The organism is Mesorhizobium sp. B2-3-15, assembly GCF_006442875.1.
GTDB classification, from domain to species: Bacteria; Pseudomonadota; Alphaproteobacteria; order Rhizobiales; family Rhizobiaceae; genus Mesorhizobium; species Mesorhizobium australicum.
In genome coordinates this window covers 728,687-743,583 of the sequence record NZ_VFVO01000001.1, presented here as the reverse complement: position 1 = coordinate 743,583, position 14,897 = coordinate 728,687, and the positions used below count along the sequence as shown (strand labels likewise).

The window sequence follows — 14,897 nt, the reverse complement described above, 5'->3', positions numbered from 1 at the left end:
GGCCGCCCTTTTTAAAAACCGTTGATCGAGGAAGGCGAGACGCGCCGGTAGACGCCGCTCACCATGTCTTGCCAGCCATCGCTGCCGGCAGGTTTGAAATGCAATCGCATGCGGTAGGTGTCGGCATCGTCGAAAACATACGTCACCTTCGCAAAGCCGCGCGGCGACGATCGCTCCAGTACCAATTCGCTGCCGTTCCATGTGCCCGTGGCGGGCGAGGACGGCACAAAGCCCATCGAATCGAACTGGTGCATGGTGACGACGCTGTTCTGCTGGTCGAAGCCGAATACATTGTGCGCGCCGAAGGAGACCGTGCCATCGCGGCGCTGCTTATAGCGCTGCACCACGAACAGACCGCCGAACTGCGCTTCCGCTATCACTTCGCTCGTCGCCATGCCGCCATCGGCCCACTGCGTATCCGCGACCTCCTCCTCGCCGCGCCAAGCACCGACCAAAGCCTGCAGGAGCTGGTGATCGGCCGAGAGCGAAGAGAAGGGCGAGGCGTTCATCGGTCAGAGCCGCTTCAGATCGGCGACCGTCAGATCGCTCTTGGCATTGCCGGTGTTGAGTGTCGTCGCCGGTTCGAACATCAGCACCACCGGCTCTGATGTCAGCGAACGCGGCCGATGCTCGACGCCGCGCGGCACGACGATGAAATCGCCCTCGCCGAGCTCGATCGGCCCATCGCGAAAATCGATGGCGATCCTGCCGCGCAGCACGAGGAAGGCTTCGTCTTCATTGTCATGCGCATGCCAGTCGAAGACCTCGCCGAACTTGGCGACCTTGGCCTGGCTGTCATTCACGTCGCCGGCGATATGCGGATCGAAGACCTCAGTGATGGTCCGATCCGCCGCCTCGACCAGGTTTATCTTGCGTGGAGGCACCGGCTCAGCCCTTCACCGCCGCCACGATCTTCTTGGCCGCGTCGTCGAGATCGTCGGCCGAGACGACGTTCAGGCCGCTGTCGTTGATGATCTTCTTGCCAAGCTCGGCATTGGTGCCTTCCAGGCGCACGACCAGCGGCACCTTGAGCCCGACTTCCTTGACCGCGGCAATCACACCCTCGGCGATGATGTCGCACTTCATGATGCCGCCGAAGATATTGATCAGGATTCCCTTGACCGCCGGATCCCTGGTGATGATCTTGAACGCCGCCGTCACCTTCTCCTTGGAAGCGCCGCCGCCGACATCGAGGAAGTTGGCGGGTTCGGCGCCATAGAGCTTGATGATGTCCATCGTCGCCATGGCAAGGCCGGCGCCGTTGACCATGCAGCCGATATTGCCGTCGAGCGCGACATAGGCGAGGTCGTATTTGGACGCCTCGATCTCCTTCTCGTCCTCTTCTGACGTGTCGCGCAGTTCCAGCACATCGGGGTGGCGAAACAGCGCGTTGTTGTCGAACGACACCTTCGCGTCGAGCACGCGCAGATGCCCGTCCTTCATGACGATCAGCGGGTTGACCTCGAGCAGGCTCATATCCTTCTCGACGAAGGCCTCGTAGAGGATCGGGAACAGCGTGCCGCCATCCCTGGCCGCGTCGCCGTCGAGCTTAAGCGCGTCGTTGAGCGCCTTGACGTCCTCAGCCGTAACGCCCTTTTCCGGATCGATGGCGACGGTGATGATCTTTTCCGGCGTGTCGTGCGCGACGCCCTCGATGTCCATGCCGCCCTCGGTCGAGACGACAAAGGCGATGCGGCCGACCGAGCGGTCGACCAGGATGGAGAGATAGAGCTCGCGCTCGATGTCGGCGCCGTCCTCGATATAGAGGCGGTTGACCTGCTTGCCGGCCGGGCCGGTCTGCTTGGTCACCAGCGTATGGCCGAGCATCTCGTTGGCGTTGGCGACCACCTCGGCGACGGACTTCGCCAGCCGCACGCCGCCCTTGGCGTCGGCGCCGAGTTCCTTGAATTTGCCTTTGCCGCGGCCGCCGGCATGGATCTGGCTCTTCACCACATAGAGTGGGCCGGGCAGCGCCTGTGCAGCGGCTTCCGCCTCGCTTGCCTTGAAAACCGGCACGCCTTCGGCCACCGGCGCGCCAAAGCTCTTCAGCAGCGCCTTGCCTTGATATTCATGGATGTTCATCGGGAACTATCTCCAGGTCGTTTGCCGGGGTGACGTTTGGGCGGGTTATTTCGAGGCGAGCTGCGGCGCGATCTTGACGCAGGCCTCGGTCAGGCCCTGCACGGTCGCCACCGATGCCTCGAACATCTTCTGCTCGGCCTTGTTAAGGTCGATCTCGATGACGCGCTCGACACCGCCTGCGCCGATCACCACCGGCACGCCGACATAGGTACCCTTGACGCCATACTGACCGGAGAGGTGTGCCGCGCAAGGCAGCACGCGCTTCTTGTCCTTGAGGTAGGATTCAGCCATCTGGATCGCCGAGGCCGCCGGCGCGTAATAGGCCGAGCCGGTCTTCAGGAGGCCGACGATCTCGGCGCCGCCGTCACGGGTGCGCTGCACGATCTGGTCGAGCTTTTCCTTCGAGGTCCAGCCCATCTTGATCAGGTCGGGAAGCGGAATGCCCGACACCGTGGAATAGCGGATCATCGGCACCATGGAATCGCCGTGGCCGCCGAGCACGAAGGCGGTGACGTCCTCGACCGAAACCTTGAATTCCTCGGCCAGGAAGTAGCGGAAGCGCGCGCTGTCGAGCACGCCGGCCATGCCGACGACATGGGTCTTGGGCAAGCCCGAAAACTTCTGCAGCGCCCACACCATGGCGTCGAGGGGATTGGTAATGCAGATGACGAAGGCCTTCGGCGCGTACTTCTTCAGCCCTGCGCCGACCTGCTCCATGACCTTCAGGTTGATGCCCAGCAGGTCGTCGCGGCTCATGCCCGGCTTGCGCGGCACGCCGGCGGTGACGATGCAGACATCGGCGCCCTCGATGCCGGCATAGTCGTTGACGCCGGTCAGCCGGGAATCGAAACCATCGACCGGCGACGACTGCGCGATATCGAGCCCCTTGCCTTGCGGGATACCCTCGGCGATATCGAACAGGACCACGTCGCCGAGATCCTTGAGGCCGATCATGTGGGCGAGCGTGCCGCCGATCATGCCAGAGCCGATAAGCGCTATCTTGTTGCGTGCCATGTGAGGATGATTTCCCTTTGTCTGTGACGCGCCAACACGGCGTCGAGGAAGAGGCCGGACTGCTGCGGGGGAACCGCGAATTTCCCGCACCCAATAGCTCTGGTGCGGAATAAATTCAAACGATTATTTCGACCCCTGCATTTTCAATCGGTTAGTGTGTTTGGGATTTACGTAAACGTCAAAGTTTGTAAGCCGACTTGGGAGAATTTACACAATGGCGATTGAGATCAGAAGGCTTTATCCCGGAGATGACGCCCTTGTGATGCGGATTGCCGACGACGTGTTCGACGAGCCGGTGCGGCCCGATCGCCTGGCAAGCTATCTCGCGCAATCGGGCCATTTCATGATCGTGGCCCTGGCCGAGGACGTTGTCGTCGGCCAATGCGCGGCGGTCATGCACCGCCATCCGGACAAGGCGCCCGAACTCTATGTCGACGAGGTCGGCGTCTCGCCAGCCTTCCAGCGCCAGGGCATCGCGCGCGGAATGCTCGACGCGATGTTCGCGCTCGGCCGCGAGCATGGCTGCGAAGAGGCCTGGGTCGGCACCGAGCCGGACAATCTGCCCGCCCGCGCACTTTATGAGGGGCGCAAGGAGGCGCATGGCGAGGCGGAGACCTTTGTGATGTACGTCTATCGGCTGTAGCGATTGGCCGACGCCTCCGGTCCTTCCAGGACGACGACACGATGGCGTCCGCTCAATTTGGCGCGAGTCCGCTCAAATTTGGCGCGAGCGGATGAAGGCCGCGAAGGCTGACAGGCCATCGCGAATTGCCCGCACGTTTGCCGGCTCTCGCAGGATACTTTCAACCTCCGCCGGCTTCTTGCCGAGGAGCGAAACCTCGAGCATGGCCTCTTCGCAAAGCGCGAACGACATGGTGCGCATGATCTCCGCCAGCGCCGCGCGGGCGTAGAGCGAGCGTGGCGAGGCGTGCGCCAGCATCGCCGGCTTGCCGACGGCGGCGTCACGCGAGACCAGCCAGTCGAGCGCGTTCTTAAGGCCGCCAGGCACGCCATGGGCATATTCGGGACAGGAGACGACGACACCGTCCGCGCCGGTGACGGCCTCGATCAGATCGGAGGCCTCGCGCGGCGTCCGCTCGCCCTCGTCGTCGGGATTGAAGATCGGCAGCCGGCCAAGCCCGTCATAGACGGTGACGCGACAGCCCGCTGGCGTGTTCAGCGCCAGTGCCGCGACCAGGGCCGAATTGGTGGAGGCCGCCCGCAGGCTGCCGGATATCGCAATGAGGTTGAGCAAGGCGGACCAGTCCAGACGAATCGGGGGCCGACAACCCTACCACATCGTCTGTTTGTACTCGCCGTCGAGCCAGCGGTCGGTCGCCTCGGCCGAATCGGCCAGTGCCAACTGGTCGCGCAGGATCTGGCCGAGCGTCGGCAGCGTGGCGCGATCATGCCAGCTGTCGGGCTTCCACAAATCGGAGCGCATGAAAGCCTTGGCGCAATGCATGTAAGCGGCCTTGACCACGATCACGATAACGCTTTGCGGCTCCTTGCCGTCGACCGCAAGGCGCTCGCGCAAGGTGGCATCGACGGTGATGCGGGCATCGCCATTGACGCGCAGCGTCTCGTTCATGCCTGGGATGAGGAAGAGCAGCCCGACCGAGGGATTGCGGATGATGTTTTCCAGCGTATCCAGCCGGTTGTTGCCGGGCCGGTCGGGAATGGCGATGGTGTTCTCGTCGAGAATGGCGGCGAAGCCGGGCTTGTCGCCTTTCGGGGTGACGTCGGCATTGCCTTCGCCATCGGACGAGCCGATCAGCACGAATGGGCTCTTGCCGATGAAGGAGCGGCAATGGGCGTCCAGCGCCTTCAATTCCTTGCGGATCGAGCCATCGGTCGGGCGCGGCGTCTTGTAGATCGTCCGCAGCTCCTCCTGGGTGGTGACGAATTCCATGGCTCTCCCCTTTGCAGCCCTATTTGCCGACTTTTTCTTCGCCGCCGGCCTTGTCGTCCAGCGAGTGGCGCAGGATCAGCGGCATCTGGCTGAAGGTGAAAAGAAGCGTGATCGGCATGATGCCCCAGACCTTGAACGTAACCCAGGCGTCGGTGGAAAAATTCCGCCAGACGACTTCGTTGACGAGGGCCAGGAACAGGAAGAACAGGCCCCAGCGGAAGGTGAGCTTGCGCCAGCCTTCGGCATCGAGCTTGAATGCGGACTCGAAGACATAGCCGAGCAGCGAGCGGCCGAAATACAGGCCACCAAGCAGCACGCCGCCGAACAGCGTGTTGACGATGGTCGGCTTCATCTTGATGAAGATATCGTCCTGCAGATAAAGCGTCAGCGCGCCGAAGATGAAAACGACGACCCCCGACACCATCGGCATGATCGGCAAGGTGCGGGTGAGCAGCCATGAGGCGATCAGCGCGATGGCGGTCGCGGCCATGAACAGGCCTGTGGCGACGAAGATCGGGCCGCCGAATTCAGCCAGCACGGGCAATTTCTGCGTCAGCCACTCGCCGCGCGCATTGGCGAAGAAGAAGACGAGCAGCGGCCCGAGCTCCAGCCCCAGCTTGAGCACGGGATTGATGCCTTCCTTCTTCTCTTTCTGCGGGTCGGACGGATCGCGTTCGAGAATGGGTGGGTTCATGGTTTCCTTCTAACGCACGATCCAGTCCGGAAGCCTCACTTCCGGCATCGTGCCTGTTCAAGCCACTCCAGCGATCGCCCTGGCGAATTCGCTTGCGGAAAACGGTTCGAGGTCGTCGACCTGTTCGCCGACGCCGATGAAATAGACCGGCAATTTATGCTTTGCCGCGATCGCCACCAGAATACCGCCCCGCGCCGTGCCGTCCAGCTTGGTCATCACCAGGCCGTTGACGCCGGCGATATTGCGGAAGATCTCGACCTGGTTGAGCGCGTTCTGGCCGGTCGTGGCGTCGACCGTCTGCAGCACGGTGTGCGGCGCTTCGGGATCGAGCTTGCCCAGCACGCGGACGATCTTTTCCAACTCCGCCATCAGTTCGGTCTTGTTCTGCAGCCGGCCGGCGGTGTCGATGATCAGCACGTCGGAGCCGGCTTCTTTTGCCCGTTCGAAGGCATCGTAGGCGAGGCCGGCGGCGTCGGCGCCGAGCTTGGAGGCAATGACGGGCGATTTCGTGCGTTCGCCCCAGATCTTCAGCTGTTCGATCGCGGCGGCGCGGAACGTGTCGCCGGCGGCCAGCATCACCGACAGGCCGCCATCGGTCAGCTTGGCGGCGAGCTTGCCGATGGTCGTGGTCTTGCCGGTGCCGTTGACGCCGACCACCAGGATGACATGCGGCTTGTGCGAGAGGTCGAGCTCGAGTGGTTTCGCGACCGGCGCGAGCACCTTCTCCACCTCGGCCGCCATGACGGCGCGCACTTCGGTATCGGAAACATCCTTGCCGTAGCGGCTGGAGGCCAGTGAATCGGTGACGCGCAGCGCCGTTTCGACGCCGAGATCGGCGCGGATCAGCACGTCCTCCAGGTCCTGCAGCGTCTCCTCGTCCAGCTTGCGCTTGGTGAAGACGCCGGCAATGTTGCCGGTCAGTTCGCGCGAGGAGCGGGCTAACCCGTCCCGCATGCGCTGGAACCAGGATTGCCTCGGCGCCGGCTCCGGCGCCTTCCGCGGCTCGGCCTTCTGCTCGACCTTCCTGGCGACCGTCACCTTGCCGGGAACGGGTTTTGGCTCCGGGGCGGGCCGCGGGACCGATTGAGGCTCGGGCGCGACCTCGGCAACGACCGGCTGCGTCTCGACCGGTGCAGGCTGGCGAATGGGAGGGGCGATTTCAGCTGGTGGCGCTTCGAGCGCCGCTTCGACGGCAGGTCCGCGCTTTCCTTCATGCTCTCCCCGCAAACCGGGCGAGGGTGGTGCTGAAGCCCCTTCCTTCGCCTCGTCCCTATACGGGGAGAAGGTGCCGGCAGGCGGATGAGGGGCAGCGCCGGCCTTTGAAGGCTGCTCGACGGCGGCCGCCGACGGAGGCACTTCAACCGGCGACGCCGGCGGCACCTCGACCGGTGCGGGTATCCCGGCCGGCACTTCGACTGGCGGCGTCGGCACTTCGATGGGCGCGGGTTCCGGTCGCCCCTCCGGACGTGAGGGAACGATCTCCGGCTCCGATGGCGCCGGCGGAATCTCCTGCGGCTGGGGTTCGGGTGTGGGCTCGGGAGCAACCGGCGGCGGCGGGACCTCTTCGGGCGCGGGCGGTTCAGGCGTTTCGGGCGCGGGTGCCGGTTTCTCTTCCGGCTCGGGCTCCGGCTGCCGCTCCGGTTCTGACGGAACGGTCGGTTCCGGCGCGGGCGGAATGGTCGGCGCAGGTTCGGGTGTGGGTTCTTCGGGTGTGGGTTCCTCGGGCTGCGGTCCGGGCGCGGCCTCGACCGGAGCAGGCACGGTCGCCGGCGCGGCTTCCGCCACAGGCTCCTCGCGCTTCAAAAACTCCGGCACGGCCTGCTCGGCCGCTGGCTTCAGCGCGTCGAGCTGGTCCCATTTGATCGGCGGCAGCGGGGCGGTCTCGTCGATGCGCTCCTCGACCACCTCCTTCTTGCCGAACGAAAATATCTTCTTGAAAAAACCAGCCATGCTTTTGTGTTCTCAGGCGGCGCGGGCGGCAAGGGGGGTGGCTATGAGCCTGATCCCGTCGTGGCCGGTTATATCAGCCTCGACGATCTCTCCCGGCGCGCCGGTGCCGAGTGCGGCAAGCGTGAACCCTTCGGTGCGGCCAAGGCCGTCGCGCTCGATCAGGACCGACTGACGGCTGCCGGCGAGCGAGGACAGATGGCGCTGGTAGGCCGCTTCGCCGGCGGCGCGCAACCGGGCGGCGCGCTGCTTGACCAACTCGCGGCGGACCTGCGGCATGCGCGCGGCGGGTGTGCCTTCGCGCGGCGAAAACGGGAAGACGTGGAGATGGGTCAGGCCGCACTCCTCGACGATCTCCAGCGAATTCTCGAACATGGCTTCGGTCTCGGTCGGGAAACCCGCGATAATGTCGGCGCCGAAGACAATGTCGGGCCGCAGCTTGCGCACATCCTCGCAAAAGCGGATCGACTGATCGCGCAGATGCCGGCGCTTCATGCGCTTCAGGATCATGTCGTCGCCCGACTGCAGCGACAGATGCAGATGCGGCATCAGCCTGGGTTCTGTGGCGAGCGCATCGAGCAAGTCGTCGTCGGCCTCGATCGAATCGATGGAGGACAGCCTGAGCCGCTTTACGTCGGGCACCTGACGCAGGATGGTCTTCACCAGCTTGCCGAGCTTCGGCGCGCCTGGCAGGTCGGCGCCGAAAGACGTCATGTCGACGCCGGTCAGCACGATCTCGGCGTAGCCGTTGCCCGCCAGCCGCTTGACCTGCTCGACCACGGCGCCCATCGGCACCGAGCGCGAATTGCCGCGGCCATAGGGGATGATGCAGAAGGTGCAGCGATGGTCGCAGCCATTCTGCACCTGCACGAACGCACGGGCCCGGCCCTCGATGGCGTCGACCATGTGGCCGGCGGTCTCGCGCACCGAAAAGATGTCGTTGACCCGCGCCTTCTCGGTGTCGTTGACGCCGAAATCCGGCAGCGCGCGATAGGAATTGGCCTTCAGCTTCTCTTCGTTGCCAAGCACGAGATCGACCTCGTCCATGGCGGCGAATTTTTCGGACTCGGTCTGCGCGGCGCAGCCGGTGACGATGATGCGCGCGGCCGGGTTGTCGCGGCGCGCCTTGCGGATCGCCTGCCTGGCCTGGCGCACCGCTTCGCCGGTGACTGCGCAGGTGTTGAAGATGACGGTGCCGCCATCCAGCGCGCCGAGGCCGGCATTTTCGGCCTCGCGCCGCATCACTTCGGACTCATAGGTGTTGAGACGGCAGCCGAAAGTCACCACGTCGATGCAGCCGGGCTCCTTCGCCACGTCGACGTCCTTGGCAAGAGCGGACATCACGCCGCGCTTTCGGTGTCGCGGGCCCATTGTCCGGTCGACGGATCGAAGCTGCCGGAAAATTCCCACTCGGCCGCGCCGGTCAGGATGACGTGGTCGTCCTCGCGCCACTCGACATGCAGCGTACCGCCGCCGGGGGTCAAAAGATTGACGCTGCGGCCTGTGCGCCTGGTGCGCGCGGCGGCAACGACAGCCGCGCACGAGGCGGAGCCGCAGGCCTTGGTCAGGCCGGCGCCACGCTCCCAGGTGCGGATGATCATCGAGTCGGGCGAGGTCACCTGCGCGATGGTTATGTTGGCGCGCTCGGGAAAGATCGGATGGTTTTCGAGCAGCGGGCCGAAACGATCGAGTTCATAAGTCCAGACATCGGCGTCGACCCAGAAGATGGCGTGCGGGTTGCCCATCGAGACCGCCGAAGGCGAATGCAGCACCGGCGCGTCGATGGGGCCGACCTGCAATTCGATCATGCGGGTGTCGCGGAACTCCTCGGCCAGCGGGATGTCGCGCCAGCCGAAGCGCGGCGTGCCCATGTCGACCGAGATCGAGCCGTCCGCGTGTTCGCAGGCGTTCAAGATCCCGGCCACGGTTTCGAAGGTGAAGGTCTTCTCGCCGGTCTCGGCGGCCAGCGCCTGGACGACACAGCGCATGCCGTTGCCGCAGGCCTGCGCGCCCGACCCGTCGGAATTCAGGATGTCGACGAAATAAGCGGTGCCCGGCGTCCTGGCGTCGTGGATCGCCATGATCTGGTCGAACCGCGTCGAGGCATCGGCGTTGAGCGCGATGGCAGCCGCGGCCGTCACCCGATCCGCACGGCCACGCATGTCGGCAACGATGATCTCGTTGCCGATGCCGTTCATCTTGGCGAAAGGGGCCGTGCCTGCCATTGCTCCGAAATTTCCATGTCCGTTCGGCGCTATATGGCGGAAACGGGCAGGAATTACCAGTGCGCAGCCGCTTTCACGGCGAAGGCGCGGGACTTACGTCACCGCAAAGACCCCAAGCAAGATCAACAGGAAGATGATGAGCACGATGCCGATGAGAATGCGCGCGCCAGTGGCGGCCGCGCCCGCCAGCGCCGGCATGCCGAGCAGGCTCGCCGCGGCGGCGATGATCAGGAGAATGATGATCCATTTGAGCATGGGAACGCCTCGCAAGCCGGACACATTGAAACCGGTTGAAAAACGCGGCTGTCGTGCTTGGGTTCCCGAGGCCGGGAGATAGCGTCGGCGATGTCGAGGCAGCCGAGGTCGTAGAAAGTGCAGTTCTGATTGATGAAGACATTGCGCCCGACGCGGATTTCGTCCCCGCCGGTGCCGTCTCCATCGGACATCGGTGGTTTTCCCGGCATCGCCTCAGCCGGCGATCTCGATATCCGTGCTGAAGGGGGCCGTCTTGCTCGAATTCTCGTCATGCATGACGAAGTTGCACCGGTATTTGCCGGCCGGCAGGCCGTCGAGGGAGAGGTCGAGTTTGAAGAACAGTTCGCGATTGTGCGAGCGAGAGGCGATCTGAACACGGCCGACTTTTTCCATTGTGCCGAGCGTTTCGCCGGCTGCGGACACGACGGTGATGTCGACAGAGAGCGCGATCATGCTGTTGCCGAGGCCGTCCTTGCCGTAGCCATAGCCGACCGGCTCCATGTACAGCACGATTTTCTCGCCGGGCTTGTAGATGTGGTTGGCGCGCTCGCTGTAGATACCGAAGCCGGAGGCCGTGTCGACTTGCCTGACGTTCAGGACGCCAAGCGGCATCGCTTGCCAGAGCGCTTCCTGGGCGCTGCTGAATTTCTCCAGCGCACCGGCGCCATCACCCGACTGGAGCAGCTTCTCGGCCTCGGCCGCCCGATCGCTGATCTCGCCCGCGAAAGCCGCCGGCACAGAGACCGCCAGCGCCAAAAGACCTGCCATGATTGACTTCATCTGATTCCCCTATCCTGTCCGCGGATGACCATCAGCGAAAACCATGGCAGGGTAAACGGTCATTCCGGCCATCGAGGCGATCATATCCGGGGCACTTCCCAGATCTCGCCGGGCCGCAAGGCGCGAAAGCGCTCCTGTGGGATGCCTCGGCCGTCCAGCGCCTCGGCCAGCTTCCGCACCGGTTCGTCGAACGGCTCGTCGGTGAGCTGGAACGTGCCCCAATGGCAGCCGGCGGCGAAGGCCGCGTTGCACAACGACATGCCCTGGACCGCTTCCTCGGGGTTCTGGTGCTGCGGCGCCATGAACCAGCGCGGCTCGTAGGCGCCGATCGGCAGGATGGCGAAGCGGAAGCCGCCATGCCTCTCCGCCATCAGCCGGTAGTTGATGCCGCCGTGGAAGCCGGTATCACCGGCGAAATAGATTTTTCCGCCAGGCGTCTCGATGACGAAGCCGGCCCACAGCGCCATGCGCCGGTCGCGCGCCCCGCGCGCCGACCAGTGATGCGCGGGCTCGACGTGGATAGCGGTGCCGTCGGAGACATCGACCCTGTCGCCCCAGTCATGCGCGGAAAGCCGCGTCCCGGGCACCGCGGCGGCGATGATGGCATCGTTGCCGAGCGGCGTCACCACCAGCGGATCGTGCTTCTCCTGCAACTGCCTCAGCGTGGCAAGGTCGAGATGGTCATAGTGGTTGTGGCTGACCAGCACGAGGTCGATCGCCGGTAGATCGCCAAGGGCGATACCCGGCGGATTGACGCGCCTGGGTCCGGCAAAGGAGAACGGCGATGTGCGCTCCGACCAGACCGGATCGGTAAGGATGTTCAGCCCGGCTGTCTGGATCAGCAAGGTCGAATGGCCGACCATGGTCACGACCAGATCGGCGCCTTCGACCGCCGCCGCCGGCTTTGCCTGCGCAAAGGGGCTCGGGCTGGCAGCCGGCCATTTAGAGCGCTGGCCGCTGAACTGCCATTTCAGCAAATCCTTGAAGGGGCCGGGCATCCGGCCGCCGGGATTGAAGAACAGGCTGCCGTCGAAATGGTCGCTGGGCGGGCCGCTGTAGTAGCGGTTGGCGGCTTTCTTTCTGGCGGCCAAGGTCTGCGCTCCGGCGGGTTTCGGTGAACTCTTTGTTTTCACTCAATTCCCAGGGGGAAAGTGCTGCGCGTTTTCCCGGGGAAGCGCCACACACCTTTCCTGGAATTGGCCATAGACATAAGCCCTGACGCGGCTGGCGCAAGCGTTTGCCGGCCGAAGACCAAGGGCGGCAAGGCGGTCTCGGCTAGGATCGCGGCATCAGGAGGAAGACGCCATGGCGATGAAGCGGACCAAGACACCCTGGATGAAGGCCGAGGATTTCGGCCGCTCGCTGCCGCGCGGCATCGGCGTCAATCTGCTGGTATCGGACATGGCGGCGATGGAAGCCTTCTGCGGTGACGTGCTTGGCGCCCGCATCGTCTATGCCGACGAGGATTTCGCCGCGCTCGAGCTTCTGGGATCGGTGTTCATGCTGCATGCGGACCATTCTTATCTCGACAATCCCATGACGGGCTCCATCGCGGGTACGGAGACGCGCGGTGCCGGCATCGAACTGCGTCTCTATGGCGCGGAGCCCGACGCGATCGAGGCGGCGGCGCTGGAGCATGGCCACATCGTGCTGGCCGGCGCGATCGACAAGCCGCATGGTCTGCGCGAGTGCTATATCGTCGGACCGGACGGATATGTGTTCGTGCCGAGTGCGCCGCTCGCCGGGTGAGTGCGATAAATTTGCAACAATTCATACCGCAAACCCTATTTTAACCATATCGGGTTGAAATTTCGCCACCTTCTCCATCTTGGTGGAGGTGAGATTGCGCGGACGGTTTCCCCCCAGCCGGATCCGACGGAGGTTGTAATGAATTTTTCGAAAGGCGGCCTGGTGGCCGTATCCCTGGCGGCACTCGTTGCGAGCGGCTGCTCAACCTCACGCTTCTCGTCGATGGACGACCAGCAACCGGCGCCGCTGCAGCCAGCCCCCGCTGGCCAGGTGAGTTCCAACCAGCTGCCGCCGCCGGCCTCGCCCGGCACCACCGACCCGTCGCGGTTCCCGACCGCGCCGGCTAACACGCAAGTTGCTTCGCTGCCGCCGGACGGCGCGGCGCCCGCGGGTGCCGCCGATCTCAGCGCGGCGGCCGTCGCCGGTGTCTGGAACGTCAGCGTCTCCGGCCAGAGCTGCAAGGTGGCGACGCCGCAGACCAAGTTCGGCGCCGGTTTCCGCGCCGGGCCGCTGCATTGCCCGGCGCCGATCGACGGCATCAAGTCGTGGAACGTCGCCGGCAAGCAGCTGACGCTTTATGACGAGAATGGCGGTTCGCTGGCGCGGCTCTATTCGTCGGGCGGCTCGAAATTCGACGGCCAGACTTCCAACGGGCAACCGATCTCGCTTACGAGGTAGGAGATGCCGACATTCAGGTGATGCCGGCGGCGTGACCTCGATCTCGGCGCACCCTTTCTCTGGGCATCCTGCTCTGAACAATGACGTGATCGATGCATCTGCGTGACGGCCTTCAGACCCATCCGACCGTCCGGCAGCGCTACGACCATCTGGTGGTGTCAGGCGCGATCGAGCGCGACGCTGCGCAGGAAGCGATCGCCGCCGCGCTCGACCGGCTGACCGTCGAGATCTCGGCCAAGCGGCTGGCGCACAAGTCCAGTGCACTGGGCTGGCTGTTTGCGCGCAAGCGCGAGACGCATGAAGCTGTCAAGGGCCTCTACATCCATGGTGGCGTCGGCCGCGGCAAGACCATGCTGATGGACATGTTCTTCGAGCTCCTGCCGGTCAGGCGCAAGCGCCGTGTGCATTTCAACGACTTCATGGCCGATGTGCAGGACCGTATCCAGAAACACCGGCAGGCGCGCAAGGAAGGCACGGTCAGGGAAGACGATCCGATCCCGCCGGTGGCCAAGGCGCTCGCCGAGCAGGCCTGGGTGCTGTGTTTCGACGAGTTCTCGGTCACCGACATCGCCGACGCCATGATCCTGTCCAGGCTATTCTCGGCACTGTTTGCCAACGGGGTCGTGCTGGTCGCCACCTCGAACGTGGCGCCGCAAGATCTTTACCGTGACGGGTTGAACCGCCAGCTTTTCCTACCGTTCATCGCCATATTGGAACGCCACGCGCAGGTGCTGTCGCTGGACAGCGACAAGGATTACCGGCTGGAAAAGCTCGCACGCACGCCGGTCTATGTCACACCGGCCGATGCGGCGGCCGACCAGGCGCTCGATGAGGCCTGGCAGTCGATGACGCGCGGTGCGCCGACGGCCGAGACCTCGCTGACGCTGAAGGGACGCAAGGTGGTGGTGCCGGCCGCCGCTGGTGACGCGGCGCGTTTCACCTTCGCCGACCTCTGCGAAAAGCCGCTCGGCGCGCGCGATTACCTGGCGATCGCCGGGCGGTTTTCGACTGTTTTCATCGACCGTGTGCCGGTACTGGGCGAAGGCAAGCGCAACGAGGCCAAACGCTTCATCCTGTTGATCGACACGCTTTACGACCATCATACGCGGCTGGTGGTGAGCGCCGAGGCGCCACCGCACGCGCTTTATGTGGCCAAGCGCGGCGTCGAGGTGTTCGAATTCGAGCGAACCGCATCGCGGCTGATCGAGATGCAAAGCCGCGACTGGCTGGAGAGCTGGGCGAAGCGCCGGCCGGGTGAAGGTACGGTCGGCGGACGCACGGCAGGCGCGGACACGGCCGCCGCACCTTCCTGAGCAGAGCCCGGATTTGCGGCGCTCATCGCGCCTTGGGATTATTTCTTGCCTCTCAACGTCTCCACGTCGGTCTTGCCGACGTACCAGTCGCGGGCATTGACCTCCTCGAAGACCACCCAGACATCGTCATTGCTAAGCCCAGTGGCGTCCATGATGGCCGCCGTGACTTTCCTGGCGATGTCAGCCTTCTTGCCGGCCGGATCGGCGGCGATCACTTCCTTGACGATGCGGATGTTGACGAATGGCAT

Annotated in this window: 18 protein-coding genes; 4 read left to right on the top strand and 14 right to left on the bottom strand. The window is 64.5% G+C overall.

Annotated elements, in window-relative coordinates; genetic code table 11:
- Nucleotides 1–11: 11 nt before the first annotated feature.
- From FJ954_RS03715 to mdh, 4 genes are read right to left on the bottom strand one after another with little or no spacing between them, the layout of a single operon-like run.
- Entirely contained in the window at nucleotides 12–509 is a 498-nt protein-coding gene (locus tag FJ954_RS03715; RefSeq protein WP_140660446.1) for a DUF1579 family protein, read from the bottom strand.
- Nucleotides 510–512: 3 nt separating this feature from the next.
- Nucleotides 513–884 (bottom strand): cupin domain-containing protein, encoded by a 372-nt coding sequence (locus tag FJ954_RS03710; RefSeq protein ID WP_015315011.1) that lies wholly within the window; start codon nucleotides 882–884, stop codon nucleotides 513–515.
- A 4-nt stretch (nucleotides 885–888) separates the two neighbouring features.
- Nucleotides 889–2,082: an ADP-forming succinate--CoA ligase subunit beta gene (gene sucC / locus FJ954_RS03705; protein ID WP_140660445.1), complete on the bottom strand. Its 1,194-nt coding sequence runs from the start codon at nucleotides 2,080–2,082 to the stop codon at nucleotides 889–891.
- 45 nt (nucleotides 2,083–2,127) lie between these two features.
- The gene (gene mdh / locus FJ954_RS03700) at nucleotides 2,128–3,096 is read right to left on the bottom strand and encodes a malate dehydrogenase (RefSeq protein WP_015315009.1); all 969 of its coding nucleotides are present in this window, start codon (nucleotides 3,094–3,096) and stop codon (nucleotides 2,128–2,130) included.
- Nucleotides 3,097–3,310: 214 nt separating this feature from the next.
- Between mdh and FJ954_RS03695 the strand changes: the two genes are divergently transcribed.
- A complete protein-coding gene (locus FJ954_RS03695) occupies nucleotides 3,311–3,739 on the top strand; it encodes a GNAT family N-acetyltransferase (RefSeq protein WP_140660444.1) in 429 nt (142 codons plus the stop codon).
- Nucleotides 3,740–3,811: 72 nt separating this feature from the next.
- Here the strand turns inward: FJ954_RS03695 and FJ954_RS03690 are convergent, their stop codons facing one another.
- The 9 genes from FJ954_RS03690 to FJ954_RS03645 all read right to left on the bottom strand — a co-directional run bounded on the left by FJ954_RS03690 (nucleotide 3,812) and on the right by FJ954_RS03645 (nucleotide 12,000).
- On the bottom strand, nucleotides 3,812–4,351 hold the full coding sequence (locus tag FJ954_RS03690; RefSeq protein ID WP_140660443.1) for an NADPH-dependent FMN reductase: 540 nt from the start codon (nucleotides 4,349–4,351) through the stop codon (nucleotides 3,812–3,814).
- Between the two features lie 36 nt (nucleotides 4,352–4,387).
- Nucleotides 4,388–5,008, bottom strand: a complete 621-nt coding sequence (locus FJ954_RS03685) for a pyridoxamine 5'-phosphate oxidase family protein (RefSeq protein WP_140660442.1) — start codon at nucleotides 5,006–5,008, stop codon at nucleotides 4,388–4,390.
- 19 nt (nucleotides 5,009–5,027) lie between these two features.
- Nucleotides 5,028–5,702, bottom strand: coding sequence for a septation protein A (locus tag FJ954_RS03680; RefSeq protein WP_140660441.1), 675 nt, complete (start codon nucleotides 5,700–5,702; stop codon nucleotides 5,028–5,030).
- A gap of 57 nt (nucleotides 5,703–5,759) precedes the next feature.
- Nucleotides 5,760–7,379: a signal recognition particle-docking protein FtsY gene (gene ftsY / locus FJ954_RS03675; protein WP_318011572.1), complete on the bottom strand. Its 1,620-nt coding sequence runs from the start codon at nucleotides 7,377–7,379 to the stop codon at nucleotides 5,760–5,762.
- Between the two features lie 285 nt (nucleotides 7,380–7,664).
- Nucleotides 7,665–8,990 carry a tRNA (N(6)-L-threonylcarbamoyladenosine(37)-C(2))-methylthiotransferase MtaB gene (gene mtaB, locus FJ954_RS03670; RefSeq protein WP_140660439.1) on the bottom strand — a complete coding sequence of 442 codons (1,326 nt, stop codon included), beginning with the start codon at nucleotides 8,988–8,990 and terminating at the stop codon, nucleotides 7,665–7,667.
- On the bottom strand, nucleotides 8,990–9,874 hold the full coding sequence (gene dapF / locus FJ954_RS03665) for a diaminopimelate epimerase (protein WP_140660438.1): 885 nt from the start codon (nucleotides 9,872–9,874) through the stop codon (nucleotides 8,990–8,992). The genes mtaB and dapF overlap by 1 nt, the downstream gene beginning before the upstream one ends.
- A gap of 93 nt (nucleotides 9,875–9,967) precedes the next feature.
- A complete protein-coding gene (locus FJ954_RS03660) occupies nucleotides 9,968–10,129 on the bottom strand; it encodes a DUF1328 family protein (RefSeq protein ID WP_015315001.1) in 162 nt (53 codons plus the stop codon).
- Nucleotides 10,130–10,342: 213 nt separating this feature from the next.
- Nucleotides 10,343–10,909 carry a hypothetical protein gene (locus FJ954_RS03650; RefSeq protein ID WP_140660437.1) on the bottom strand — a complete coding sequence of 189 codons (567 nt, stop codon included), beginning with the start codon at nucleotides 10,907–10,909 and terminating at the stop codon, nucleotides 10,343–10,345.
- Nucleotides 10,910–10,989: 80 nt separating this feature from the next.
- Nucleotides 10,990–12,000 carry an MBL fold metallo-hydrolase gene (locus FJ954_RS03645; RefSeq protein ID WP_140618297.1) on the bottom strand — a complete coding sequence of 337 codons (1,011 nt, stop codon included), beginning with the start codon at nucleotides 11,998–12,000 and terminating at the stop codon, nucleotides 10,990–10,992.
- Between the two features lie 214 nt (nucleotides 12,001–12,214).
- Here FJ954_RS03645 and FJ954_RS03640 point away from each other — a divergent pair, with 214 nt between their 5' ends.
- The 3 genes from FJ954_RS03640 to zapE all read left to right on the top strand — a co-directional run bounded on the left by FJ954_RS03640 (nucleotide 12,215) and on the right by zapE (nucleotide 14,649).
- Nucleotides 12,215–12,658, top strand: coding sequence for a hypothetical protein (locus FJ954_RS03640; RefSeq protein ID WP_015314998.1), 444 nt, complete (start codon nucleotides 12,215–12,217; stop codon nucleotides 12,656–12,658).
- A 138-nt stretch (nucleotides 12,659–12,796) separates the two neighbouring features.
- Entirely contained in the window at nucleotides 12,797–13,336 is a 540-nt protein-coding gene (locus FJ954_RS03635; RefSeq protein ID WP_015314997.1) for a protease inhibitor Inh/omp19 family protein, read from the top strand.
- A gap of 92 nt (nucleotides 13,337–13,428) precedes the next feature.
- Entirely contained in the window at nucleotides 13,429–14,649 is a 1,221-nt protein-coding gene (zapE, locus tag FJ954_RS03630; RefSeq protein WP_140660436.1) for a cell division protein ZapE, read from the top strand.
- A gap of 38 nt (nucleotides 14,650–14,687) precedes the next feature.
- On the opposite strand, the gene FJ954_RS03625 is transcribed toward zapE, so the two are convergent.
- Nucleotides 14,688–14,897 carry a 4-oxalocrotonate tautomerase family protein gene (locus tag FJ954_RS03625; RefSeq protein ID WP_015314995.1) on the bottom strand — a complete coding sequence of 70 codons (210 nt, stop codon included), beginning with the start codon at nucleotides 14,895–14,897 and terminating at the stop codon, nucleotides 14,688–14,690.

Bases quoted from the DNA above. Each gene is read 5' to 3' on its own strand.
- FJ954_RS03715 (WP_140660446.1), bottom strand. From the start codon at position 509: ATGAACGCCTCGCCCTTCTCTTCGCTCTCGGCCGATCACCAGCTCCTG.
- sucC (WP_140660445.1), bottom strand. From the start codon at position 2,082: ATGAACATCCATGAATATCAAGGCAAGGCGCTGCTGAAGAGCTTTGGC.
- mdh (WP_015315009.1), bottom strand. From the start codon at position 3,096: ATGGCACGCAACAAGATAGCGCTTATCGGCTCTGGCATGATCGGCGGC.
- FJ954_RS03695 (WP_140660444.1), top strand. From the start codon at position 3,311: ATGGCGATTGAGATCAGAAGGCTTTATCCCGGAGATGACGCCCTTGTG.
- FJ954_RS03685 (WP_140660442.1), bottom strand. From the start codon at position 5,008: ATGGAATTCGTCACCACCCAGGAGGAGCTGCGGACGATCTACAAGACG.
- FJ954_RS03680 (WP_140660441.1), bottom strand. From the start codon at position 5,702: ATGAACCCACCCATTCTCGAACGCGATCCGTCCGACCCGCAGAAAGAG.
- mtaB (WP_140660439.1), bottom strand. From the start codon at position 8,990: ATGTCCGCTCTTGCCAAGGACGTCGACGTGGCGAAGGAGCCCGGCTGC.
- dapF (WP_140660438.1), bottom strand. From the start codon at position 9,874: ATGGCAGGCACGGCCCCTTTCGCCAAGATGAACGGCATCGGCAACGAG.
- FJ954_RS03660 (WP_015315001.1), bottom strand. From the start codon at position 10,129: ATGCTCAAATGGATCATCATTCTCCTGATCATCGCCGCCGCGGCGAGC.
- FJ954_RS03650 (WP_140660437.1), bottom strand. From the start codon at position 10,909: ATGAAGTCAATCATGGCAGGTCTTTTGGCGCTGGCGGTCTCTGTGCCG.
- FJ954_RS03640 (WP_015314998.1), top strand. From the start codon at position 12,215: ATGGCGATGAAGCGGACCAAGACACCCTGGATGAAGGCCGAGGATTTC.
- FJ954_RS03635 (WP_015314997.1), top strand. From the start codon at position 12,797: ATGAATTTTTCGAAAGGCGGCCTGGTGGCCGTATCCCTGGCGGCACTC.
- zapE (WP_140660436.1), top strand. From the start codon at position 13,429: ATGCATCTGCGTGACGGCCTTCAGACCCATCCGACCGTCCGGCAGCGC.
- FJ954_RS03625 (WP_015314995.1), bottom strand. From the start codon at position 14,897: ATGCCATTCGTCAACATCCGCATCGTCAAGGAAGTGATCGCCGCCGAT.